Below are 23,722 nucleotides of genomic sequence, written 5' to 3' on the forward strand. Positions count from 1 at the left end.
CATGTGCGTCGCGCTGCCCGGCCAACTGCTGGAGATCGTCGATCCGGACCGCCGGCTCGGCCGGGTCGAGGTGCTCGGCGTGACGCGCCTGGTCAACCTCGCGCTGCTGGACGACCCTGCGCCCGGCGACTGGGTGCTGATCCAGACCGGCTTCGCCGTGGAGAAGGTGGACGAGGCCACGGCGCGCGAGACCCTGGACTTCCTGCGAGCGCTCGAAGCGGACGCCGCGGCCGGGCTGTCGGCCGACGACACCTCCCCATGAGCCGCGAGGGGGCACTGCTGGCGGCCCGGTTCAGTTTCATGCCGAACCGCCTGGGCTACTGCGGGCCCGAGGAGAACCGGGCCCTGCTGGACTACGTCGCCGAGGGAGCGGCCGATCGCGGCCTGGAGCAGATCCTGGCGCGGTTTGCGGGGGCGTTCCCGTACTACGCGTTCATCGCCGCGGTCAACGGCCTCGCCGACCCGCTGGACGTGCAGGTCGTCGAGGCGTACTGGATCGGTAACGCCCTCCTGCACCGGGTGGAGGTCGCCGACCTCCATCGGCACCTCACCGACCGGTTCAGCCGGCGCTTCCCGCCCCGGATTCTGCAGACGGCGCTCCGGCAGGTGCCCCGGGGCGCGCGCCCGCACCACAACTTCCACGTCTTCAGCATGCCGATCCGCACCGGCCACCTGGAGATCCCCCACACCGTCGAGACCCTGGACCAGTGCAGGGTCAGCTGGGGCAGGGTGCTGGCCGTCCACGGGGACCGCCTGGTGGTCGAGCGTCGGCCGCTGCGACTGGTGGACGACCGTCTGACTTTGGGACCGCCAGAGCCGCGCGAGGTGTTCATGCGGTTCGACGGCAAGGCGCTGCTGGCGGACGTGCAGCCCGGAGACGTGGTGGCCATCCACTGGGGCGGGGCCTGCCACCGCCTGACGCCGCGACAACTGCGGTTCCTGGCGTACTACACCCGTCACCACCTGGCGCTGACCAACGAGGCGCGGCGCGGAGCTGTGCTGGTCGACCGATGATGCGGGCGGCGGTGGTCCTCCTGGCCGTGCTGGCAGCGGCCGGGACCGCGGCCGGGCAGCCTACGGTACTGCGGCTGACGTGGTGGACGGACGTCGGGTTCCCCACGCCGTTCGCCTTCTCCACGTTAGGACCCGGCGGCGTCGTCCGGCTCACGCTGGTGTACGACACCCTGGTCTGGAAGGACGAGCGGGGGCTCATCCCGTGGCTGGCCCAGACGTGGCGTCCGAGTCCGGACGCCCGGGCCTACGTCTTCACGCTGCACGACGGCATCACCTGGCACGACGGGCGGCCGCTCACCGCGCACGACGTCCGGTTCTCGTTCGAGTACTACCGCCGCCACCCGTTCCGATGGGTCGACACCCAGCTGGTCACCGGCGTCGAGGTGCGCGACCGGCGGACCGTGGTGGTGCGCCTGGCCGAGCCCTTCGCGCCGTTCCTCGAGACCATCGCCGGCGTGGTGCCCATCATCCCCGAACACGTCTGGCGGGGGATCGAGCGGCCCGAGCGGGTCCACGACCTCGCCGCGGTCGTCGGGTCCGGGCCCTACCGCCTGGTCGAGTATCGGCCCGAGGCCGGCCTGTATCGGTTCGTGGCGTTCGACCGCTATTTCCGCGGCCGCCCGCGCATCGACGAGATCCGGTACACGGTCACCCCGGCAGAGCGCCAGGTCCTGGCCGTGCAGACCGGCCAGGTCGACCAGGCGATGGCCACGACCTACGACGTCGTGCGCCTGCTGGCCGGGCATCCCTACCTGCGGGTGCTGGAGACCGAACCCCTCTCGGTTGCACGCCTGCTGTTCAACCTGGACCAGGCGCCCACGAGCCTGCGCCCCTTTCGCCACGCGGTGGCCTACGCCCTCGACCGCGCACGGATCGGCGAGACGATCGTGCGGGGGCCCGCCGTGCCCGGCAGCGCGGGGGTGGTCCCGCCCACGGATCCCTGGTACACCGCCCGCGTCCGGGCCTACCCCTACGAGCCGGCCCGCGCCCGCGCGCTGTTGCGCGAGGCCGGCTTCGAGGACCGCGACGGCGACGGCGTGCTGGAGGGGCGCGATGGGGCCCGGCTGCAGGTCGAGCTCACGTCGACGCCGGTACGCGACGTGGACCTGATCGAACAGATGCTCCGCGCGGTCGGCATCGACGTCCGCCTGCGCACCGTGGACGCGGCCATGCGCGCGCAGCTGGGCGCCGAGGGGCGGTTTCAGCTGCTGCTGACGTTCCACACCGGGAGCGGCGGCGATCCCGACTACCTGCGCACCTGGTTCACCGGCCGGGACGCCAACCAGTTCGCCGCGGGCAGCGTGATGCGCTCGCCGACATACGTGCGCCTGGCGCAGCTCCAGGCGCGCGCGGTGGACCCCGCGCAGCGGCGACGCTACGTCGAGGCGATGCAGGTCGCGCTCAGCGAAGCACTGCCCACGCTGCCGCTGTACTACCGGCGCTTCTACTGGATCTACGACAGCCGGAAGTTCACCCCGCTGGCGACGCGCGGTGGCCTGCTCAACGGCATCCCGCTCGCCGACAACAAGCTGGCGTTCCTCCGCTGATGGCCCCGGGGCCCGGGCGCTGGCCGCTGGGGCGCTATGTGGGCGTCCTGGCGGCGTTGGTGCTCCTCAACTTCTTCCTGCCGCGGCTGCTCCCGGGTAGCCCGCTCGCCGCGGGAGGCGCGGAGGGCGCGCCGTTCCTGCCAGCACGGGCGGCGGCCGAGCTGCGGCGCACCTACGGGCTCGACCGGCCGATGGCGCAGCAGCTCGTCCAGTACCTGGCCGGCCTGGCGCGGGGCGACCTGGGGCGATCGCTCACCTCGCACCGTCCGGTGACCGCGCTGATCGCCGAGCGCCTGCCATGGACCGTATTCCTGGTGGGTCTGGCGGTCCTCGTGGCCGCCGCGCTGGGCGCGGCGCTGGGCACCATGGCGGCGTGGTCCCCGCAGCGCCCGCTGGTGCGTCTGGCTACACCGCTGGTGGTGGGCCTCGGGACGCTCCCCGAGTTCCTGGTCGCCATGGGCCTGATCGTGGTGCTGGGCACAGGGTGGCAGCTGTTCCCCGTAGGCGGCGCGGTCACGCCGTTTCTGCCCCACCAGGGCCCCGGTGGCCTCGCCGCGTGGGTCGCTGACGTGGTCCGTCACGCCGCCCTGCCCGGCGCGACACTCGTCGCGGCCCTCGTGCCAGCGTTCTTCCTGCTCTCGCGCAACGCCCTGGCAGCCACCCTCGGCGCCCCGTACCTGCTGGTGGCGCGCGGCAAAGGGCTCGACGAACGCGGGGTGCTGTGGCACGCGTGGCGCAACGCCCTGCCGTCGGTGGCGGCGTTGCTCGGGCTGCGCCTGGGGTACGCCGTGACCGGCGCGGCCGTGGTGGAGCGGATCTTCGCCTACCCGGGGATGGGGTTACTCCTGGTCGACGCCGTGGCGCAGCGGGACTACCCGGTGATGCAGGGCGTCTTCCTGACCGCGAGCGTGGCGGCACTGGCCACGGTGGCGACCCTCGATGCGCTGGCGGCCATGCTGGATCCGCGGCTGCGTCGCGGGGGTGCGCGATGACGCGCGCCCCCGCTGTCGGACGCAGGTTCCGGCCACGGGGGGCGACGTGGCTCGCTGCCGGCGTGCTGCTCGCCGCCATCGGCGCGGCAGCTCTGGCCGGCGTGCTTGCGCCCTACCCGCCACGCGCCCCGGTCGGTGCGCCCGTGGAGCCGCCGTCCCCTGCCCATCGCCTGGGCACCAACGACCTCGGCCAAGACCTCCTCAGCCTCTGGCTCCACGGTGCGCGGGTTTCGCTGACCGTGGGGTTCGCCGCTGCCTTCCTCTCCACGACGGCATCCGGGCTCGTCGGGATCCTCACGGTCGTCGGGGGGAGGTACCGGGGGGTACTGCTCGCGGTCACCGACGTGCTGCTGGCGATCCCGCACCTGCCCGTGATGGTCCTCCTGGTGGCGCTGCTTGGGCCCGGCCTGCTCCATCTCGTGGTCGCCCTCACGCTCCTGGGCTGGCCGGCCTACGCCCGGGTGGTCCGGGCATTGGTGGCGACGACCATGGAACAGGACTACGTGGAGGCGGCCCGCGCGGTAGGCGCGCCCGGCGTGCGCATCGTGCGCACCTGCATCGTGCCGGTGCTCCTTCCCGTGCTGTGGACGAAGTTCTTGCTCACCGTGCGGTGGGCGATCCTCATGGAGGCCACGCTGGCGCTGCTCGGCCTGGGGGATCCGACGCAGATCAGCTGGGGGCTGATCCTGCACACCGCCTTCGCCTACCCGCTGCTCTTCACGGGCACCGCGTGGAGCTGGTGGGCGGCGCCTCCTGCGTTGGCCATCGCCGGCATCACCCTGGCCCTGTCGGTCATCGGCAGGGACTTCGAACTCTGGCTGAACCCGGCAGCACAGGCCGCAGGGCACCAGGAGCCCGGGCCCCGCGCGGTCAACTCCTGAGAGCATGGGGCACGCAGCATATCGTGGGGCACGCGTCAAGCGGCTGGAAGACCCGCGGCTGGTCACCGGCCGCGGGACGTTCACCGGGGACCTCTCCGCGCAGGGGCTGCGGTATGTGGCGATCGTACGCAGTCCTCTGGCGCATGCGCGCGTACGCGGCATCCGCGCGCCGGCGGGCGTCGAGCTTGTAACGGCGCGTGACCTCCCCGACCTGCCTCCTCTGTCCGGGGAGATTAAGGGCGGCGCGGTGGTGCCACACCCGGTGCTGGCCATCGACCGGGTGTGCTACGTGGGGCAACCGGTTGCCGCCGTGGTGGCCGACGGTCCGTATGCGGCCGCCGACGCCGCCGAGCGCGTCGAGGTCGACTACGATCCGCTCCCGGTGGTGGCCGACCCGGAGGACGCGCTGGCTCCGGGCGCGATGGTCATCCACGAGGGCCTTGCGTCCAACGTGGCCTACCGCCGTCATCGGCGCTACGGCGATCCCGACGCGGCGTTCGCCCGCGCGCCGGTGGTGCTCCAGCAGCGCATCGCCCACCAGCGCCTGGCTGCGGTCCCGCTGGAACCGCGCGCGGTGCTGGCGGTGCCGCCATCGGGGCGTCGGGGACGACACCTCGTGGTGTGGTCGTCCACCCAGATGCCCCACGACCTCCACGCGCTGCTGGAGGCGTTGCCCCAGCTGGCCGGGCTGCGCATCCGGGTCGTGGCACCCGACGTGGGCGGCGGGTTCGGTGCGAAGATCAACATCTACCCCGAGGAACTGCTGCTGCCGGTGCTGGCCGTCCGCCTGGGACGCACTCTGAAGTGGGTGCAGACGCGCCGGGAGGACTTGCTGGCCACCAGCCACGGCCGGGCGCAGGCCGCCGACGTCGCGCTGGCCGCGGACCGCGACGGGCGCATCCGCGGGCTGCGGCTGCGGATCGTCGCCGACGTCGGCGCCTACCTGCTGTCCACCACCGCCGACGTCCCGACCCTCACGACCCGCATGGCAACAGGACCCTACGAGATCACGGACGTCGAGGTCGAGCTGGTGGAAGTGTACACCAACCACATGCCCACCGGCGCCTACCGGGGCGCCGGGCGCCCGGAGGCTGCGTTCTACCTCGAACGCATGCTCGATCTGCTGGCGCGTGAGATCGGGACCGATCCCGCCGAGGTCCGCCGGCGCAACTTCATACCCCCCGAACGCTTCCCCTACCGCACCCCCGCAGGCTATCTCTACGACAGCGGCGCCTACGCCCGTGCCCTCGACCGCGCGCTGGAGGTCGTCGACTACGCGGGGTGGCGGCGGCGGCAGGCTGAGGGCCGGCAGCAGGGCCGCTACCTCGGCATCGGGCTTGGCAGCTACGTGGAGTGGTGCACCTACGGCGAGGATCGCGTGCGCGTGCAGGTGGACACCGCCGGCAGGGTGACGGTGCTGACCGGGATCTCGCCGCACGGGCAGGGGACGGCCACCGGCCTCGCTCAGGTGGTGGCCGACGTGCTGGGCGTGCCCCTGGACACCGTGACGGTCGTGCATGGGGACACCGCGCGGATCCCCACGGGCGAGGGCACGGCCGGCAGCCGGTCGTTGGTGGTGGGCGGCACCGCCGCCTACCGGGCGTCGGAACGCCTGCGCCGCAGGCTGGTGGCCCTGGCGGCCGCGCAGCTGGAGGCCCGCCCCGAGGACCTGGTGCTGGCCGAGGGCCGGGTCTTCGTGGCGGGCACCCCCGAGCGCGGCGTGACGCTCGGTGCCCTGGTCGCCCGCACAGGCCGGCGCATGCTGTGGGCACGCGCGACGTTCGACGCCGGCGACGCCACGTTCCCGTTCGGTACGCATGTGGCCGTCGTGGAAGTGGATCCCGAGACCGGCCAGGTGTCCCTGCGCGCGTACGTGGCGGTCGACGACTGCGGCGTGGCGATCAACCCGCTGCTGGTGGAAGGACAGATCCACGGCGGGGTCACGCAGGGCCTGGCCCAGGCCCTCTACGAGCAGATCGTCTACGACCGCCAGGGGCAGCTCGTAACGGCGACCCTGGCCGACTACGCCGTGCCGCGGGCACCGCAGCTGCCGCGCTTCCAGGCGCACCGTACCGAAACGCCCACGCCGCGCAACCCGCTGGGGGCCAAGGGCGTGGGGGAGGCCGGCACGATCGGCGCCACCCCGACCGTGGTCAACGCGGTGCTGGACGCCCTCGCGCCCTTTGGCGTGCGCCACCTCGACATGCCGCTGTGGCCGGGCAAGATCTGGCGGGCGATCCACGCGCGTCGCGCGTAGCCGACGTTCCGGCCAACCGACGTGGTGGGGCGAGGGGCCGGACAATCCACGCACCGCGCGTCACCCACCTGGTCGCGCACGCTGGAGCCGCTCGAGGGGCGAGGTACTGCGTTGCAGGTAGCGGCGCGGAGCTGCGGGCCTATCGCGCGCTGGCGCGTCGGCCGCGGGATGCGCCCAACCGCCGCTCCAGACGCGCCAGGGCATCCGCCAGGTCGATCGCTTCGCGCAGGACCGGCGCCAGCGGATCGGGCAGCGACGCAAACCGCTGGGGGACCGTGGCCAGCGTGAACCGCGCCGGCGTGAGCCTGGCCGTGACCTCGCTCCAGCGCAGGGGACAGGAGACCGGCGCCCCGGGCAGGGGACGCAGCGAGAACGGCGCCACGATGGTGCGGCCCTGGCCGTTCTGCCCCACGTCGACGTACACCCTCCCGCCCCGCGCCCCCAGCGGGCGCGCCACCGTGGCGATCGCCGGCGCCGCCTCGACGGCCAGGAGCGCCAGCAGCCGCGCAAACGTGCGCGCCTCCTCGTAGGTGTACCGTGCGCCCAGCGGCACCAGGACGTGCAACCCGCTGCCGCCGGACGTCTTCACGTAGTGCGGCAGCGCCAGCTCCTCGAGCATGCGGTGCAGACCGCGGGCCACGGCCACGCAGTCCGTGAAGGGCGCGTCCTTGGGGTCGAGGTCGAGCACGAGCCAGTCGGGCCGGTCCAGGCTGCCCACCCGGGACGCCCAGATGTGGAGGGGGATCGTGCCCAGATTGGCCACGTACCGCAGGGTGTCGAGGTCGTCGACGATGACGTAGCGGATCTCGCGCTCGGCCTCGGCGGAGTAGATCCGCGCCGTGCGCACCCATGCCGGCACGAACGCCGGCGCATCCTTCTGGAAGAACGACTTGCCGGCGATGCCATCGGGGTAGCGCGTGAGCACCACCGGACGATCCTTCAGGTAGGGCAGCACCAGCGGCGCCACCGCCTCGTAGTAGGCGATCAGATCGCCCTTGGTGTAGCCCTCGCGGGGCCAGAAGACCTTGGTGGCGTTGGTGACGCGCACCCGCGGCGGCGCCACGTCGGTGGGTCCGTGGTCGGACGGGGCGACGATCGCCGCGGACACCGCCTGCTCGTCTTCGGGCTCCTCCCGTCGGCACTCCTCGGGCGCCCGGTCGGGCCGCAGCCCCAGGAACACCGGATGCCGGAGCCCCCCGTCCTGTGTCCACTCCGCGAAGCGCACCTCGCACACCAGGCGCGGCTCCACCCACCGGTGGATGCGCCCCGTGGGCGCGCCGCTGGCGAACGGGGACGTGGCGCGCGCCAGGGGGCGCAGCGCCTCCCACACCCGGGCCAGCGTGGCGTCGTCGAACCCCGAGCCGACCTTGGACACGTAGGTCAGGCGGCCCTCCTGATCGTAGAGCCCGAGGTGCAGCGCGCCGAAGAACCGCCGCGCGCCCCGTGGCAGCGTGTACCCGCCGATGACGAACTCCTGGCGCCGGACGCACTTGATCTTCACCCACTCTCGCGAACGCCCCGGCACGTACAGGCTGTCAGCGCGCTTGGCGACGATCCCCTCCAGTCGCTGCTCGCAGACGAGGTCGTAGAAGGCGTCCCCGTGCTCGGCGACGTGGTCGCCGTAGCGGACGACCCCCAGCGGCGGCACCACCAGACGCAGGCACGCCTTTCGCTCGAGGAGCGGCAGCCGGCGCAGGTCGTGGCCCTCCACCGCCAGGCAGTCGAAGAAGACCGCAACGACCGGATGGGTGTGCACAGCGGCGGCCACGTCGGCACGGCGCCGCAAGAGCATCCGGGCCTGGAGGCGCTGGAAACTCGGCCGGCCGTGGGCGTCGAACGCCACGATCTCCCCGTCCAGGACGACGCGGGTCACGGGGAGCCACCGCAGGGCCTCGGCGATCTCGGGGTAGCGGTCGGTCACCACCTGCCCGCTGCGGCCGACGAGCGCCACCGTCTCCCCGCGCCGTTCCGCCAGCACCCGCACGCCGTCGTACTTCACCTCGAAGATCCACCCCGGGTGGGAGAACGGCCGGATTGCCGGGGTCGCCAGCATGAACGCCTGGGTCCGGGCGGAGACGTCGCCGCGGGGTGCGCCGGCCGCCTGGAGCCGCGCCGCGATCGCCTGGAGGCGTCGCGCCGGCTCGCGCATCTCGTCTATGGTCAGCCCCGAGCGGACCGAATGAGGGTAGCGGGCGGTCAGCTCCTCGTCGCCGCTGCCCGGACCGGCCTTCTTGATCAGCAGCCAGTTCCGCTCCGTGCGGGCCATGCGGACCAGGGTCCACCACCCGCGCATCTTGTAGCCGGAGAACTCCACCTCGAGCCGGCCGCGCGCTAGCTGCTCCAGCGGGTCGTCGGGCGCGCCCAGGCGGTACGTGCCGGTGTCCCACACGATCACGGGTCCAGCGCCGTAGTTGCCCGGCGGGATGACGCCCTCGAAGTCGGCGTACTCCAGCGGGTGGTCCTCGACCTGGACGGCGAGCCGTTTCTCCTCGGGCTTCACCGAGGGGCCCAGGGGGACGGCCCAGCTCTTCAGCACGCCACCCATCTCCAGGCGCAGGTCGTAGTGCAGCCGCCGGGCGGCGTGCTGCTGGACGACGAACCGTGGCGGACCGCCCCGCGGGCTTCCGCCGAACGGCTCGGGCGTCCGCTGCGGATCGCGCTTGTGTCGGTAAGCCGCGAGCGCGGCGGCGGCCGTTGGGACGGGGGCGGCTCCGCCGGCGCGCCCACCGCGGGCTTGAGCGTGCTGGCGCTTCATGGTATCGTACAGGACACCTTCAGGCGCCTCCGGGAGGAACCGCCGATGCCGCCGCATTCGATCGGTTCCGGTACGATCTCGTTCGGCCTCGTGGCCATTCCCATCAAACTCTACACCGCCACCTCCCCCGGCGGAATCCGGTTCAACCTGCTCCACGCCAGGTGCGGCAGTCGTGTCCGCCAGCAGTACTTCTGCCCCACCGAGCAGGTGGTCGTCGACCGTGCGGAACTCGTCAAGGGCTACGAGTACGCCAAGGACCGCTACGTGCAGGTGACCGACGAGGAACTGAAGGCACTGGAAGGCGACGCGTCCCGGGTCATCGACATCGCGGAGTTCGTGCCCCTCCCGCAGGTGGACCCGATCTACTTCGAAAAGAGCTACTACCTCGGGCCCGACAAGGGAGGGGAGAAGGCCTACCGCCTCCTCGCCGACGCCATGGCCAAGACGAACCGCGTGGCGCTGGCCACGTTCGTGATGCACGGCAAGGAGAGCCTGGTGCTGATCCGGGCGGCCCAGGGCGGGCTCGTGCTCCACACCATGTACTTTGCCGACGAGGTCCGCAACTTCGGAGAGATCAACCGCGGGGAAGACGTGAAGGTGAAGGAAGGGGAGCTCCAGCTGGCGGTCAAGCTCATCGACGAGCTGGCGACCGACCGGTTCGCGCCGGAGAAGTACCACGACGAGTACCGGCTGCGCGTCCTGGACCTCATCAACACCAAGGTGGAAGGGAAGGAGGTCGTGCCGGTGGGGCCGCAGGTCCAGCGGGCCCAGGTCATCGACCTCATGGAGGCCCTGAAGAAGAGCCTGGAGAAGCGCGTGCCGCGGGAGAAGAAACCAGCGGCTCCGGCCAGACGCACGACAGCGGGTGAGGCGGGGAGGGCGCGGGCTGCCAGGAGATGACGCACTTCACCACCCGCGAGGTGGCGAAGATCCTCGAGCTGCCCGAGGGGCGCGTGCGCGCCTGCGTGCGCGCCGGGCTCGTCACCCCGCGCCAGGGCCGCGGCCGCCGGCTGGAGTTCTCGTTCCAGGACCTGCTGCTCCTCAAGACGACCCGCAGCCTGCTGGACGCCCGCGTCCCCCTGCGGCGCATCCGGCGGCTGCTGCAGTCACTACGGCGCCAGCTCCCCGACGACCGGCACCTCACCAGCCTCACGATCTACGCCGACGGGCGACGGATCGTGGCATGGGACGGGCAGGCCCGCTGGCAGCCCGACTCCGGCCAGTTCCTATTCAACTTCGACGTGCAGGACGTCGCGGAGGAGGTCGCGCTGCCGACGCCGGCCGGACCGGCCACGGCCCTGGACGCCGAGGACTGGTTCACCCTAGCCTGCGAGCTCGAGGCATCGTCGCCCGCGGAGGCCCGCCTGGCCTACCGGCAGGCGCTGGAGCTCGATCCCACCTTCGCGGACGCCCACACGAACCTGGGCCGGCTGTACCACCAGGCAGGGGACACCGCCCGTGCCGAGGCGCACTACCGCCAGGCCATGCGCCACGCGCCGGCCGATCCGATTCCCTACTTCAACCTCGGCGTGCTGCTCGACGACCTGGGACGGTACGTGGAGGCCGCGCAGATGTACCGGCAGGCGCTCGAGCGCGACCCGCAGTTCGCCGACGCCCACTACAACCTGGGCCTGCTCTACGACACCATGGGCCGCCGCGCGGAGGCCATCGCGCACCTGCGCAGCGCGCGCGCCCTCTACGGGCGCCCCGCCCGGACACGCCGGTAGGAGCCCGGACCGGGGTGGCGGTGGGCGCAGACGCCGGCGGCCGCGGGACGGGAATAGACCGACCGGACCGCAGAGTTGCGTCTCACAGAGCAGCTGCGAGGAGACCCTGATGACCGAGACGACGGCCCGCTCGCCCATGCCCATGCACTACGCGTGGGTCGTCCTGGGCGCGGTGATCCTCGTTCTGCTGACCTCCTCGGGCGTGCGGGCCTCGTTCGGGGTGTTCATCAAGCCCCTGGAGGCGGACTTTCACGCGACGCGTGCGGCGCTGTCCCTGGTGGCGTCCCTGTCCCTGTTGCTGTACGGTGCGGTGGGTCCGGCGGTGGGGTACGTGGCCGACCGCTGGGGCCCCCGCCGGGTGCTGACCGGCGCGGCCGCGTTGCTCGGCCTCGGTGCTCTCGCGTCGTCGGTTGCTACAGCCCTGTGGCACGTCTACCTGACCGCCGGGATCGTGACGGCGCTGGGCGCGGGTGGTGCCGCGATGTCCGTGGCGGCGTCGCTGGCCGCGCGGTGGTTCGACACCCGGCGCGGGCTGGTGCTGGGCCTGGCCGGGGCGGGGATGGCGGCCGGACAGCTGCTCATCGTGCCCCTGGTCATGGCCGTGACCCTCGCGTGGGGCTGGCGGACCAGTTACCTGGGCCTGGGGCTCGGGTTCTTGGCGGTCATCCTCCCCGTGGTGCTCCTGGTGATCCGCGACGATCCCCAGGACGTCGGGCTGCGGCCGTACGGCGCGGCCGACGACGCGCGCCCCGTGACGGCGGCGCACCGGGCGGCCGCGCGGACGGGGATACGGGACGCGGCCAGGACACTGCCCTTCTGGTTGCTCGCGGGCTCGTTCTGGGTATGCGGCTACACCACGTCGGGGCTCGTGCTCACCCACCTGGTCCCGCACGCGACCGACCATGGGTTCCACGCGGGCCAGGCGGCGCAGGCCCTGGGCGTCATGGGCGCGCTCAACGTCCTGGGCACCGTGGCGTCGGGCTGGATCTGCGACCGCTACGGCGCCCGCACGCCGCTCGCGGCCTACTACCTGCTGCGCGGGGCGTCGCTGGCCTTCCTGCCCTTCGTTGGCACTGTGCCCGGCCTGTTCGCGTTCGCGGCGGTCTACGGCCTGAACTACATCTCCACGGTCCCGGCGACCACCGCACTGACCGCCCAGATCTACGGGCGCTACTCCGTTGGCGAGCTGTCCGGCTGGATCTTCTTCTCGCACCAGATCGGGGCGGCCGTCGGCGCCCTCGTAGGCGGGGTCCTCTACGATCGGTTGGGGACCTACACTCTGGCGTTCCACTCGGCGGCGGCGCTCGCCCTGATCGCCGGGCTGCTGGTGTTGGCGATCCGTCCGGCTCCGCTCGGCGGATCACCGTACCCGGCCAGGTCGACGCCCGTGCCGGTCCCCGCAGGGGACTAACGTCGTCGGGAGGTCAGCGATGCGCGACCATCGACACGGGACGCCCGTCGGCGTGGCGTGCTGATGCGGGCGCCCTTCGTGTGGCCCGCAGTTCTCTGGCTGCTGCTGCTGGTGCCGGCCCTGGGGCTGCTGTATCGGCGAGCACGCCGCCGTGCGCCCGCGGGCCCCGTGCTGGTGCCGCACGTCGGCATGCTGCGCGCGGCCGCGGCCCACGCGCGGCCGGGGCGCCAGCACCTGGCCGCGGTGCTGTTCTTGACGGCGCTGGTGCTCGTGCTCGTCGCGCTCGCCAGACCGCAGGTCCCCCTGCCCGTCCCCGCAGACCGCGCCGCGATTGTGCTCGCCATCGACAGCAGCGGCAGCATGCGGTCTACCGACGTGCTCCCGAACCGGCTCGCGGCGGCGCAGGAGGCGGCCCGGGCGTTCATCCGCACGGTGCCCCCGAGTGTGCGCATCGGCCTGGTGGCGTTCGGGGGATACGCGTCGTTGCTGGTCCCGCCCACCACCGAGCGCCAGCCCCTGTTCGATGCCCTCGACGGGCTCCGGTTCATCCGGCGGACAGCGATCGGCGAGGGGTTGCTCGAGGCGGTGGCGGCGCTGCCAGGACGGGTGCGGCCCGAGCCCGACGGCACCCTGACCGTGCGGCCGGCGGGGCCGCTGCCGCCAGGCGTGGTGATCCTGCTCTCGGACGGCCGCAGCAACACCGGCATCGACGCGGTGCAGGCCGCTGCCATTGCCCGGCTGCAGCAGGTCACCGTGTACACCGTGGGCGTGGGGCAGCCGCAGACGCCCGACGGCGCGTGGACCATTGGCGGTCCGCTGGACGAGACCGAGCTGCAGGCCATCGCGCGGGAGGCCGGCGGCAAGTACTTCCGGGCCACGTCGGCCGAGGGCTTGCGCGAGACCTACGAACGGCTCGCGCGGGCCGTGGGGTGGGAGCGCCGCCCGCAGGAGGTGACCGGGGTCGTCGGGCTCCTCGGCGGCATCGCCCTGGCGGCGGCCCTGCTCGTCTCCGGGGCGATCGTCCACCGGCTGGGGATTCCGTAGGGCAGCACGGGACGCACGCAGTGCAGTGCGCCTCTGCGAGTGCTGCCTGCGTCACGGCAACTTCCCGACCCTTCCGTACAGGCCCCGTTCACAACATGGACGCCTCACCGGGCGCCCTCGGTCGGTTGCGCACGGTGACCTCGGTGTTCTTGTACTCCGCAACGCGCGCAGGCCGCCGCACCGGTGCCCGGGCTGCTCAGAGGGCGTGGGAGCCGGGGACGCGGGACCAGTTGCGGGCATCGTCGGCCCGCGCTATGCTGAGAGCCAGCACCGAGAGGCCGCAGCCTTCCGGGGCAGGGTGAGGCGCGCACGGCGCGCCAATTCCCGATCGGCGGTTACAGCCCGTGAGACCGGCGCGCGCCGGTCGTGGCCCGGTGGAATTCCGGGGCCGACGGTACAGTCCGTATGAGGTGAAGGCTGCGAGTTCCTGGCGCGTTCGCATCGCCCCGGGGGACGCCCGAGATCGGGCGTCTTTTGCTTTGCGCCAGAAGGAGCCGACCATGGTCGCACGAGTTGTCCGCGGGGCTGCCCTCGTACTGGTGGCGCTGGGTCTGCTGCTTGGTCCGTCGCATCCGGCGCCCGGGCAGGCGCTGGAAGATCGCCTGGTGGTCATGACGCCCATCCCGCGCGAGGTCGCCGATCCCGTGGCGACCCGCTTCGCCGAGCACACCCGACAACGGTACGGCGCCGCTGTCCGGCCCACGCTGGTCTACCTGGGCGGCCCGACGATGTACGCCCGGGTGCTCGAATGGCGCGGGCGCCCCGACGCCGACCTGCTGTGGGCCAGCGAGGCGGAGGTGCTGGACGACCTCGTGGCCCGCCGGCTCATCGTGCCGCACGAGCTGCCCGACGCCCTAGTCCGCGAAGTCCCCCAGACGGTGGGGGAACCCCGCCCGATCCCACTGCGCGACCGGGGCGGCTACTGGATCGGCACCGCGTTGACGCCGGCCGGGATCGTCTACCACCCGCGCCTGCTGCGGCGCCTGGGCCTCGAGCCGCCGCGGGACTGGGACGACCTGCTGGACTGCCGGTTCCGGGGCCAGGTCGTCCAGACCACCCCGGACCGCTCCGCCACCAACCACGCGTCGCTCGAGGTGATCCTGCAGCTGCGCGGCTGGCAGCGGGGGTGGGAGTGGGCGCAGCGGCTGGCTGCCACCACCGGCATCTACGTCACCCGCAGCCGCGACGTGCCCACGTTCGTCGCCAGGGGCGAGTTCGCCGTCGGCTTCGCCGTGCTCAGCTACATGGCGTTCCAGGAGGTGCGCGACGGCCACGAGATCCGCTTCGTGAGCCCGCCCTACGCCTGGATCTCGCCGGCGCCGTCGGCGATCCTGACGGGCGCGCGCGCGCCACGCGCCGCCCGCGCCTTCCTCCAGTTCCTCCTGAGCGACGAGGGGCAGCAGCTCATGATGGCCCACGGACTGTTCCCGATCCTGCCGCGGTTCAAGATGGAAGGCCCGCCCGGGTCCGTGGCCGCTCAGGCCGCTGCCTTCTCGGGCATGCGCTCGTTCTACGAGCGGCCCGTGCGCACCATCTACGACGACGACCTGGCCCAGAAGCGCTACCAGGAGGTGAACGAGCTGTACCGCAAGCTGGTCTTCGAGCGGCACGAGCAGCTCCGCCGCCTGCACTGCCCGTAGTGCTGGACATGCCGTTCGGCCGGTCTATAATAGGGGACGGAACGAGGGCCGTTAGCTCAACTGGCAGAGCAGCTGACTCTTAATCAGCGGGTTGTGGGTTCGAGTCCCTCACGGCCCTCCAGCGGGCACGTCTAGTAGTTCCGGCGCTCTCGCGCTTCGAGACCACGCGCACCACAGCGACGATTCTACGCCGCGTGTACGACCCACTCCCCCGATCGCTTCCCGGGACGCCCTCGCGTACTATAGTACCGTTGGGGAGTGAGCACACTCCGTGGCCTTGCCGCGTCTTCGCCCTGGCCTGGACGCCTACCCCGTACGGCTGAGCGGCCGCGACCTGATCGCGGTACGCGACCCCGACGGCGTGGCCGAGCGGCCGGTGCTGCTGTCCCCGCAGGCGTTCTTCGTGGCGCTGCTGCTGGACGGGCACCGCGACGTCGTCGACGTGCAGGCCGAGTACGCCCGCCGGTCGGGCGGCGACCTCCTGTTCTCCTGGGACCTGCGGCGGCTCGTCGAGGAGCTCGACCACCACGGCCTGCTGGAGAGCGACGGCCTGCGCGCACGCCGCCAGGCCATGGAAGACGCGTTCCGGACATCACCGGTGCGACCGGCGTTCCACGCCGGCACTGCCTACCCGGCGGACCCCGACGCGTTGCGCCAGACGCTGGCCGAGTACCTGCGCGCCGCCTCACCCGAGGAGCTGGGCGACCTCCAGCCACGGGGCATCGTCGCCCCGCACATCGACCTGGGTCGGGGCGGCTGGTGCTACGGCTGGGCGTATGCGGCGCTGGCCCGCCGTCTGCCCCCCACGTGTCTGCTCCTCGGCGTGGCCCACGGTGCCCCTCCTGTCCCGATCGTGCTGACGTGCAAGCCGTTCCTCACGCCCCTGGGCACGGTGCCCGTGGACCTGGAGATCGCAGCGGCGCTGCAGGACCGGCTGGGCGACCTCACGGCGCACGAGATCGCGCATCGGACCGAGCACTCGCTGGAGTTCCAGGTGCTCTTCCTGCAGGCCATCAGCCAGGGCCGTCCTCCGGCGATCGTCCCACTCCTGGTCTCGGCGTTCGAACGGTGGGTGGCGCCAGGAGAGTCGCCCCGTCGCGTCGAGGCCGTGGAGCGCGTGGTGCAGGCGGTGCGGGAGGTGCTGGCGGCCCGGGCCGACGAAATCGCGGTCGTCGTCGGCGTGGACTTCAGCCACGTGGGGCCTCGCTTCGGGGATCCGGAGCCCGTCTCCCCGGTCCTGGCCGCGCGCACCGCGGCGCGGGACCGAGAGGTGCTCGAGGCCATCGTGGCCGGCGATGCCGACGGGTTCTGGCAACGGGTCACGGTCGGCGGCAATCCCCAGCGGATCGACGCCCTGTCGGCCGTGTACCTGGCACTGCGCGTGCTCGACCCGGTGCGCGGACGGCTGCTGCGGTATGGCACCGCAGAGGACCCTGCAGGCGGCCTGGTCTCGTTCGCCAGCCTGGCCCTAGTCTGACCCGCTCCAAGGGCTGCCGGTCTCCACGATCCTGGCGCGTTGCGGCGGCGGCTGGGCATCCCGACCCCGATTGCTGCGGGGTCCACCGAGGCCGACACGGTCCTGGTGCGGGCACGCGCCCGACGGCCGCCCGGCCGCCGCATGGACATCTCCCGGGGCCTGCCGTAGAATGGCAGACGGCGGACGTGGCCGGGCCGGCAGGGCGTGACCAGCCGGCCTGTCTGTTTCCCGTTACAGGGTGGGGGATACCGCGCTGGGGTATGTGCGGGCGTAGCCAAACTGGTAGAGGCGCCAGACTTAGGATCTGGTCGGCGTTGAGCCGGTGGGGGTTCGAGTCCCTCCGCCCGCACCAGGTCGTGCCCCCTGGACATCGAGCAGGAGGCTGTCGATGAAAGTAGAGTGGAGGCGGGAGTCGCCCAGCCGGGCGGTTCTCGACGTCGAGGTGCCCGCAGGGGAGGTGAGCCGGGAGGTCCAGGCAGCCGCGCGGCGACTGGCCCGTCAGGTGCGGGTGCCCGGATTTCGGCCGGGCCGGGCGCCCCGGGCGGTGCTCGAGCGCTATGTTGGACGCGACGAGATCTACAACGAGGCCCTGGAGGGCCTGGTGGCTGCAGCCTACCGGCGGGCCGTGGCCGAGGCCGGCGTCGTGCCGGTTGGGCGTCCGGAGTTCGACGTGCCGCCGCTCGACGAGACGCAACCCCTGCGGTTCACGGCGCGGGTGGACATCGCCCCCGAGGTGGATCCGGGCGACTACGCGACCGTGCGGGTGCCATACACCGCACCCACGGTGAGCGACGCGGACGTCGATGCTGCTATCGAGGACCTGCGGCGCCGCCATGGCCGTCTGGTGTCGGTGCAGGAGCCGGCCACCCGCGGTGACTTCGTGCTGGTCCGCCCGACGGCGGTGGAAGGCGTCGAGCGCTTTGCCGTCGGCCGGGAAGTGCTGATCGAGCTGGGGGCCGGCGTGTTCCCGCCGGATGTCGAGACCGGGCTCGAGGGGGCGAAGGCGGGGGACGAGCGCACGCTCGCGGTGGGTGAGGCTGGCCGGCTGGTGGTGACCGTGGTGGACGTCCGGCGCCGCGACCTGCCGCCCCTGGACGACGCCTTCGCCCAGACGGCCGCCGGCGTCGCCTCGGTCGACGCGCTGCGCGCCCGGCTGCGCGAGCAGCTGGAGCGCGACGCAACCGCGCGGGCCCAGGAGGCCTACGGCGACCAGGTGCTGGCCGCGGTGCTGGAACGCGCCCGGATCGAGCTGCCGGTGAGCATGGTCGAGCACGAGCTGGACCACCTCGTCGAGGACCTGCAGGAGTCGCTGCAGCGGCGCGCGCTGACGCTGGAACGCTACCTGGTCGCGACCGGCCAGGGACTGGAGACGCTGCGGGAGGAGCTGCGGCCGCGCGCCGAACGACGGCTCAAGGTGCGCCTGCTGCTCGACGCCATCGCTGACCGGGAAGGGCTGACCCCCACGGAAGAGGAGATCGCTGCGGAGGAGGAGAAACTCGCCGCGGAGTTGCAGCTCGATCTCCCGCGGCTGCGGGAGTGGCTGGCGGACGAGACCCGGCGCGCGACCCTGCGGGCGGTGCTGCGCCGGCGCAAGGCCGCGGCCGCCCTGGTGGCGCGCGCGAGAGGCGAGGTGGACGGCTAGGATGACCCTGGTACCCATTGTCGTGGAGCAGACGCCGCGTGGGGAACGCGCCTACGACATCTACTCGCGGCTGCTGAAGGAGCGCATCGTCTTCCTGGGCGGGCCCATCGACGACGATGTGGCCAACCTCATCATCGCCCAGCTCCTCTACCTCGAGGGCGAAGACCCCGACAAGGACATCATGCTCTACATCAACAGCCCGGGCGGCGACCTGATCGCCTCGCTGGCGATCTACGACACCATGCAGTACGTGCGGCCCGACATCGCCACCATCTGCGTGGGGCTCGCCGCCAGCGGGGGGGCGCTGGTGCTGGCCGGGGGCACCAAGGGCAAGCGCTCGGCCCTGCCGTACTCCCGCATCATGATCCACCAGCCCTGGGGTGGCGCGCAGGGACAGACCACCGACATCGACATCCAGGCCAAGGAGTTCCTGAAGATGCGCGCCATCATGAACGAGATCCTGGCGCGGCACACCGGCCAGCCCCTGGAGCGGATCGAGCGGGACACCGACCGCAACTTCTGGATGAGTGCCAGCGAGGCCAAGGAGTACGGGCTCATCGACCAGGTCATCCGGCCGCGGGAGCGCGTGGCGAAGGGCGGATGAGGGAACCGTGTTCCGTGGCAGCGACGAGCGTGACCGCATGAAGTGTTCCTTCTGCGGCAAGCCCCAGGCGCAGGTGCGCAAGCTCGTCGCCGGGCCGGGCGTGTACATCTGCGACGAGTGCATCGAGCTGTGTAGCGAGATCGTCGAAGAAGAGCTGGCGGCGGAGGAACCGCGGCCGGGGCTCCGGCCCACGCCCAAGCCGCGGGAGATCTACGAGGCCCTGTGCGAGTACGTGGTGGGTCAGGACCGGGCCAAGAAGGCCCTGGCGGTCGCCGTCTACAACCACTACAAGCGCATCGGCACCCGTCGGCCCTCCGACGTCGAGCTCCAGAAGTCCAACATCCTGCTGATCGGGCCCACCGGGTGCGGCAAGACCCTGCTGGCGCAGACCCTGGCCCGCATCCTCGACGTGCCGTTCGCCATCGCCGACGCCACCTCGTTGACCGAGGCGGGGTACGTGGGGGAGGACGTCGAGAACATCCTGCTGCGGCTCATCCAGGCCGCGGACTACGAGATCAAGAAGGCCGAGCGGGGCATCGTCTACATCGACGAGGTGGACAAGATTGCCCGCAAGAGCGAGAACCCGTCCATCACCCGCGACGTGTCGGGCGAGGGCGTCCAGCAGGCGCTGTTGAAGATCCTGGAAGGCACGGTGGCCAACGTGCCGCCCCAGGGTGGCCGGAAGCACCCGCACCAGGAGTTCATCCAGATCGACACCACCAACATCCTCTTCATCTGCGGCGGGGCCTTCGAAGGGCTCGAGCGCATCATCGAGGCCCGCGTGCGCCAGACGAGCATGGGCTTTGGGGCACCGGTGGCCTCCCGCACCAAGCGCGACGTGGCGGCACTGCTGGCGCAGATCATGCCCCAGGACCTGCTGCGCTTCGGGTTGATCCCGGAGTTCATCGGGCGGTTGCCCATCGTCGTGCCGCTGGAACCGCTCGACGAGGACGACCTGGTGCGGGTGCTGGTGGAGCCCAAGAACTCCCTGGTGCGGCAGTACCAGAAGATCCTCGAGATGGACAACGTGGAGCTCGCGTTCACCGACGAAGCGCTGCGCGCCATCGCCCGGGAGGCCATGGCGCGGAACACGGGGGCGCGCGGCCTGCGGACCATCATCGAGGAGATCATGCTCGACATCATGTACGAGGTCCCCTCCCGCGCGGACATCCGGCGCTGTATCGTGACCGAGGACGCCGTCCTGCGCCGGGCGGGGCCGCTGCTGCTCACCGCCAGCGACCTGAAGAAGCACAGCCGCGAGCGGTCGGCGTCGTAGGCGCGGGGCCGGGGCCCGACGGATTCCGGACTCGAGGTGCGGGGCCCAGGCCGAGCGGTTCCCGGGTCCGAGCGGGTTCCCTGCGCGCGGACCCCGGCTGTGTGGACACAGCTGCTGCCCTGTCGGCTCTCTGGGACGCAGTCCGACACGTTGCACAGTGCCAAGATTATCCTGTAATATTTATATTTGATAAATCCGCGCCACTGCGATGGCGCGGTGGTCGGGAACACGCGCGATCCGGGAATCGTTGCTATAGTACGAGGACCGGCGGGGCATGCCCGACCGGTCCACATCGTCGCTGGCTGGAGCCCGAACGCCGGAGGGCTCAGGGCCAGCGGACGAGATCGTGACCGGCCCGTACGAGGGCCAGAGGAGGACATCGGTGGCAGGCACCAACGTGCCCACCCAGATCCCCGAGCGGCTGCCGCTTTTGCCGCTGAAAGGGACGGTCGTATTCCCCACGCAGGTCCAGGGGCTGGGCGTGGGGCGACCCAAGTCCCTGCGGGCGCTGGAGGCAGCGCTCGAGCGCGACCGGCTCATCGTCCTGGCAGCGCAGCGGGACGACGACATCAACGACCCGCGGCCCAAGGACATCTACACCGTCGGCACGGTCTGCCGGGTATTGCAGGTCGGTAAGCAGCCCGACGGCGTGCTCCAGGTCATCGTCGAGGGCCTGCGGCGGGTGAGCATCACCGAGTTCCCGCAGGAGGAGCCGTACTTCGAAGTGGCCGTCGTCCTGCAGGCGGACACCGTGGAGAAGACGCCGGAGGTCGAGGCGCTCATGCGCGCGGTGCTCTCGCAGTTCGAGCGGTTCGCCCGGCTCGCGCGCACGGTGCCGCCCGACCAGCTGGTGGCCGCCAGCCAGGCGGAGGATCCGGGGCGCCTGGCGGACCTGGTGGCCCAGCACCTCACGCTCAAACTGGAGGAGCGGCAGGGTCTGCTGGAGGCCGATCCCAAGACGCGCCTGGACCAGCTCAACACCGTGCTGACGCGCGAGCTGGCGGTGATGGAGCTGGAGCGGAAGATCCACAACCGCGTCCGCAAGCAGATGGAGAAGTCCCAGCGCGAGTACTTCCTCAAGGAGCAGATGAAGGCCATCCAGCAGGAGCTGGGCGAGAGCGACGAGCGGCAGGCTGAGGTCAACGAGTACCGGAAGAAGATCGAGGCCGCCAACTTGCCCGAGCACGTCAAGCAGAAGGCGCTGGAGGAGCTCGGGCGGCTGGAGAAGATGCCGCCCATGGTGGCCGAGGCGGTCGTGGTGCGCACCTACCTCGACTGGATCCTGGCGATCCCGTGGACCACCCGCACCGAGGACCGGCTGGACATCGACGAGGCGCGCCGGATCCTCGACGAGGACCACTACGGGCTCGAGAAGGCCAAAGAGCGCGTCATCGAGTACCTGGCGGTCCGCAAGCTGTCGCCCGAGTCGCGCGGCCCGATCCTGTGCTTCGTGGGCCCCCCGGGCGTGGGCAAGACCTCCATGGGGCGATCCATCGCCCGCGCGCTGGGCCGCAAGTTCGTCCGGGTGTCGCTGGGCGGCGTGCGGGACGAGGCGGAGATTCGCGGGCACCGGCGCACCTACGTGGGGGCGCTGCCCGGGCGGATCGTCCAGGGCCTGAAGCAGGCCGGCAGCCGCAACCCCGTGTTCATGCTGGACGAGATCGACAAGCTGGGGGTGGACTTCCGCGGCGACCCGTCGGCGGCACTGCTGGAGGCGCTGGACCCCGAGCAGAACCACGCGTTCAGCGACCACTACCTGGAGCTGGCCCTGGACCTCTCCGAGGTGATGTTCATCACCACGGCCAACATCCTGGAGACGATCCCGCCCGCGCTGCGGGACCGCATGGAGGTCATCCGCTTCCCGGGCTACATCGAAGAGGAGAAGGTCAAGATCGCCGAGCAGTTCCTGGTGCCCAAGCAGTTGAAGGCCAACGGCCTGACGCCGGAGCAGCTCGCCTTCACCGACGACGCGCTGCGGCTCATCGCCCGCGAGTACACGCGGGAAGCGGGCGTCCGGAACCTCGAGCGCGAGATCGGCGCCATCTGCCGCAAAGTGGCCACGGGTGTCGCCCGCGGTACCGTCACCCGCGCGCGCATCACCCGCGCCAACGTCCACAAGTACCTGGGGCCGCCCAAGTTCCGGTTCGGCACCGCCGAGAAGCAGGACGAGGTCGGTGTGGCCACCGGCCTGGTCTACACCGAGATGGGCGGCGACGTGGTGTCGGTGGAGGCCACGCTGATGCGCGGGGAGGGGAAGCTGGTCCTCACCGGGCAGCTGGGCGACGTGATGAAGGAGTCGGCGCAGGCGGCCCTGTCCTACGTGCGCTCGCGCGCGCGCCGGTTCGGCGCCGACGAGGCGTTCTACCAGCAGACCGACGTACACATCCACGTGCCCGCAGGAGCCGTGCCCAAGGACGGCCCGTCGGCGGGCATCACCATGGCCACCGCGCTCGCCTCGGCGGTCACCGGCCGCCCGGTGCGCCGCGACGTGGCCATGACCGGCGAGATCACCCTGCGCGGCCGCGTGTTGCCGGTCGGCGGGCTCAAGGAGAAGATCCTCGCCGCGCACCGGGCCGGCATCAAGACGGTAATCCTGCCCAAGGAGAACGAGAAGGACCTCCAGGAGATCCCGGCCAACGTCCGGCGGGACCTGCGGCTGGTGCTGGTCGCGCACATGGACGAGGTGCTGGCCGAGGCGCTGCTCCCCAGCCGCGAGGAGGCGGCGGCGTCGTCGGGGCCGGTAGCCGTCCCCGGGCCGCTGGTGGCCCCACCTGTCCCCTCGGTGCAGCCGGTCCCGCGCCAGCCGGAGGCGCCTGCGATCAGTTAGGCCTGTCGGCGACGGCGCCTGCACGCCGTCGGCCGGTCCCCCGGGTGTGCTCATCGTCGCGCCGGCGAGCAGCCGGGCCGGCCGGCGACGACGCAATCCGTGCGTGGGGTGGGTGGGGCTGCCCGGCGCTGCCGATCACCCGGGGTCAGGCACCGGAAGGCCCACTCCTGGGAGGGGATGGACGCACCATCCCCTCCCGGCCTGCGGTTACTTCTTTTCGAGCCCGAAGACCTCGTACTGCAGGGGAATGTACTTCGCCTTCCACTGGTCGGGCACGTCGGCCTCGGCGAAGATGGCTGTGACCGGGCAGACCGACTCGCAGGCCCCGCAGTCGATGCACTCATCGGGGTGGATGTAGAGCTGCGCGGTCAGCACGTCCTTGGGGATGTGGTCGGGCGGGATGTGCGTGACGTCGCCCCGGGGGATGACCTGCTTGTCCGGTCCCGATCCGGTGGAGGGGTCGGGAACTACGAACCCGCCGACCTCTTCCACGTACTCGTAGATACAGTCGACCGGACAGACCTCCACGCAGGCTCGGTCCTTCACGCCAATGCACGGCTCGGCAATGATGTACGTCATCGACCGCCTCCTTGAGGGTGCGTACCGTCCGTCCCCACCATACCATCAG

Annotated in this window: 18 protein-coding genes and 2 tRNA genes; 18 read left to right on the top strand and 2 right to left on the bottom strand. The window is 71.8% G+C overall.

The annotated features are described in order from the left end of the window. The first annotated feature begins 1 nt into the window (after position 1). The 6 genes from QN157_11965 to QN157_11990 are packed head-to-tail and all read left to right on the top strand — an operon-like array spanning position 2 to position 6,691. The gene (locus QN157_11965; GenBank protein ID MDR7556307.1) at positions 2–262 is read left to right on the top strand and encodes a HypC/HybG/HupF family hydrogenase formation chaperone; all 261 of its coding nucleotides are present in this window, start codon (positions 2–4) and stop codon (positions 260–262) included. Further along, positions 259–1,014: a DUF6390 family protein gene (locus QN157_11970; protein MDR7556308.1), complete on the top strand. Its 756-nt coding sequence runs from the start codon at positions 259–261 to the stop codon at positions 1,012–1,014. Before QN157_11965 ends, QN157_11970 begins: the two co-directional genes overlap by 4 nt. After that, complete coding sequence (locus tag QN157_11975) at positions 1,011–2,561, top strand: ABC transporter substrate-binding protein (protein MDR7556309.1); 1,551 nt, start codon at positions 1,011–1,013, stop codon at positions 2,559–2,561. Before QN157_11970 ends, QN157_11975 begins: the two co-directional genes overlap by 4 nt. Next, a complete protein-coding gene (locus tag QN157_11980) occupies positions 2,561–3,553 on the top strand; it encodes an ABC transporter permease (GenBank protein ID MDR7556310.1) in 993 nt (330 codons plus the stop codon). The genes QN157_11975 and QN157_11980 overlap by 1 nt, the downstream gene beginning before the upstream one ends. Next, a complete protein-coding gene (locus QN157_11985) occupies positions 3,550–4,434 on the top strand; it encodes an ABC transporter permease (GenBank protein ID MDR7556311.1) in 885 nt (294 codons plus the stop codon). Before QN157_11980 ends, QN157_11985 begins: the two co-directional genes overlap by 4 nt. A 4-nt stretch (positions 4,435–4,438) precedes the next feature. Beyond that, positions 4,439–6,691, top strand: a complete 2,253-nt coding sequence (locus QN157_11990) for a xanthine dehydrogenase family protein molybdopterin-binding subunit (GenBank protein ID MDR7556312.1) — start codon at positions 4,439–4,441, stop codon at positions 6,689–6,691. Between the two features lie 139 nt (positions 6,692–6,830). Here QN157_11990 and ligD read toward each other — a convergent pair whose 3' ends face one another. Next, complete coding sequence (gene ligD / locus QN157_11995) at positions 6,831–9,446, bottom strand: DNA ligase D (protein MDR7556313.1); 2,616 nt, start codon at positions 9,444–9,446, stop codon at positions 6,831–6,833. A gap of 45 nt (positions 9,447–9,491) precedes the next feature. Between ligD and QN157_12000 the strand changes: the two genes are divergently transcribed. From QN157_12000 to lon, 12 genes are all read left to right on the top strand, one after another. Next, positions 9,492–10,346, top strand: coding sequence for a Ku protein (locus tag QN157_12000; protein MDR7556314.1), 855 nt, complete (start codon positions 9,492–9,494; stop codon positions 10,344–10,346). Beyond that, positions 10,343–11,173, top strand: coding sequence for a tetratricopeptide repeat protein (locus QN157_12005; GenBank protein MDR7556315.1), 831 nt, complete (start codon positions 10,343–10,345; stop codon positions 11,171–11,173). Before QN157_12000 ends, QN157_12005 begins: the two co-directional genes overlap by 4 nt. 109 nt (positions 11,174–11,282) lie before the next feature. Then, positions 11,283–12,584 (top strand): MFS transporter, encoded by a 1,302-nt coding sequence (locus QN157_12010; protein MDR7556316.1) that lies wholly within the window; start codon positions 11,283–11,285, stop codon positions 12,582–12,584. A gap of 63 nt (positions 12,585–12,647) precedes the next feature. Further along, positions 12,648–13,628 carry a VWA domain-containing protein gene (locus QN157_12015; protein MDR7556317.1) on the top strand — a complete coding sequence of 327 codons (981 nt, stop codon included), beginning with the start codon at positions 12,648–12,650 and terminating at the stop codon, positions 13,626–13,628. Positions 13,629–14,128: 500 nt separating this feature from the next. Then, on the top strand, positions 14,129–15,268 hold the full coding sequence (locus QN157_12020; protein MDR7556318.1) for an extracellular solute-binding protein: 1,140 nt from the start codon (positions 14,129–14,131) through the stop codon (positions 15,266–15,268). A gap of 45 nt (positions 15,269–15,313) precedes the next feature. Next, positions 15,314–15,389 (top strand) — tRNA-Lys (locus tag QN157_12025). Positions 15,390–15,539: 150 nt separating this feature from the next. Then, a complete protein-coding gene (gene amrB / locus QN157_12030) occupies positions 15,540–16,745 on the top strand; it encodes an AmmeMemoRadiSam system protein B (GenBank protein ID MDR7556319.1) in 1,206 nt (401 codons plus the stop codon). 264 nt (positions 16,746–17,009) lie between these two features. Next, positions 17,010–17,097: transfer RNA gene (locus QN157_12035), tRNA-Leu, on the top strand. 36 nt (positions 17,098–17,133) lie between these two features. Further along, positions 17,134–18,387 carry a trigger factor gene (gene tig, locus QN157_12040; protein MDR7556320.1) on the top strand — a complete coding sequence of 418 codons (1,254 nt, stop codon included), beginning with the start codon at positions 17,134–17,136 and terminating at the stop codon, positions 18,385–18,387. A 1-nt stretch (position 18,388) separates the two neighbouring features. Further along, on the top strand, positions 18,389–18,991 hold the full coding sequence (gene clpP / locus QN157_12045; GenBank protein MDR7556321.1) for an ATP-dependent Clp endopeptidase proteolytic subunit ClpP: 603 nt from the start codon (positions 18,389–18,391) through the stop codon (positions 18,989–18,991). A gap of 37 nt (positions 18,992–19,028) precedes the next feature. Beyond that, a complete protein-coding gene (gene clpX, locus QN157_12050; protein MDR7556322.1) occupies positions 19,029–20,267 on the top strand; it encodes an ATP-dependent Clp protease ATP-binding subunit ClpX in 1,239 nt (412 codons plus the stop codon). Positions 20,268–20,649: 382 nt separating this feature from the next. Then, positions 20,650–23,094, top strand: a complete 2,445-nt coding sequence (gene lon / locus QN157_12055; protein MDR7556323.1) for an endopeptidase La — start codon at positions 20,650–20,652, stop codon at positions 23,092–23,094. Positions 23,095–23,301: 207 nt separating this feature from the next. Here the strand turns inward: lon and QN157_12060 are convergent, their stop codons facing one another. Beyond that, entirely contained in the window at positions 23,302–23,673 is a 372-nt protein-coding gene (locus QN157_12060; protein MDR7556324.1) for a ferredoxin family protein, read from the bottom strand. Positions 23,674–23,722: the final 49 nt, after the last annotated feature.

Source organism: Armatimonadota bacterium (assembly GCA_031459855.1).
In the GTDB taxonomy this organism is placed as follows: Bacteria; Sysuimicrobiota; Sysuimicrobiia; order Sysuimicrobiales; family Humicultoraceae; genus Fervidifonticultor; species Fervidifonticultor primus.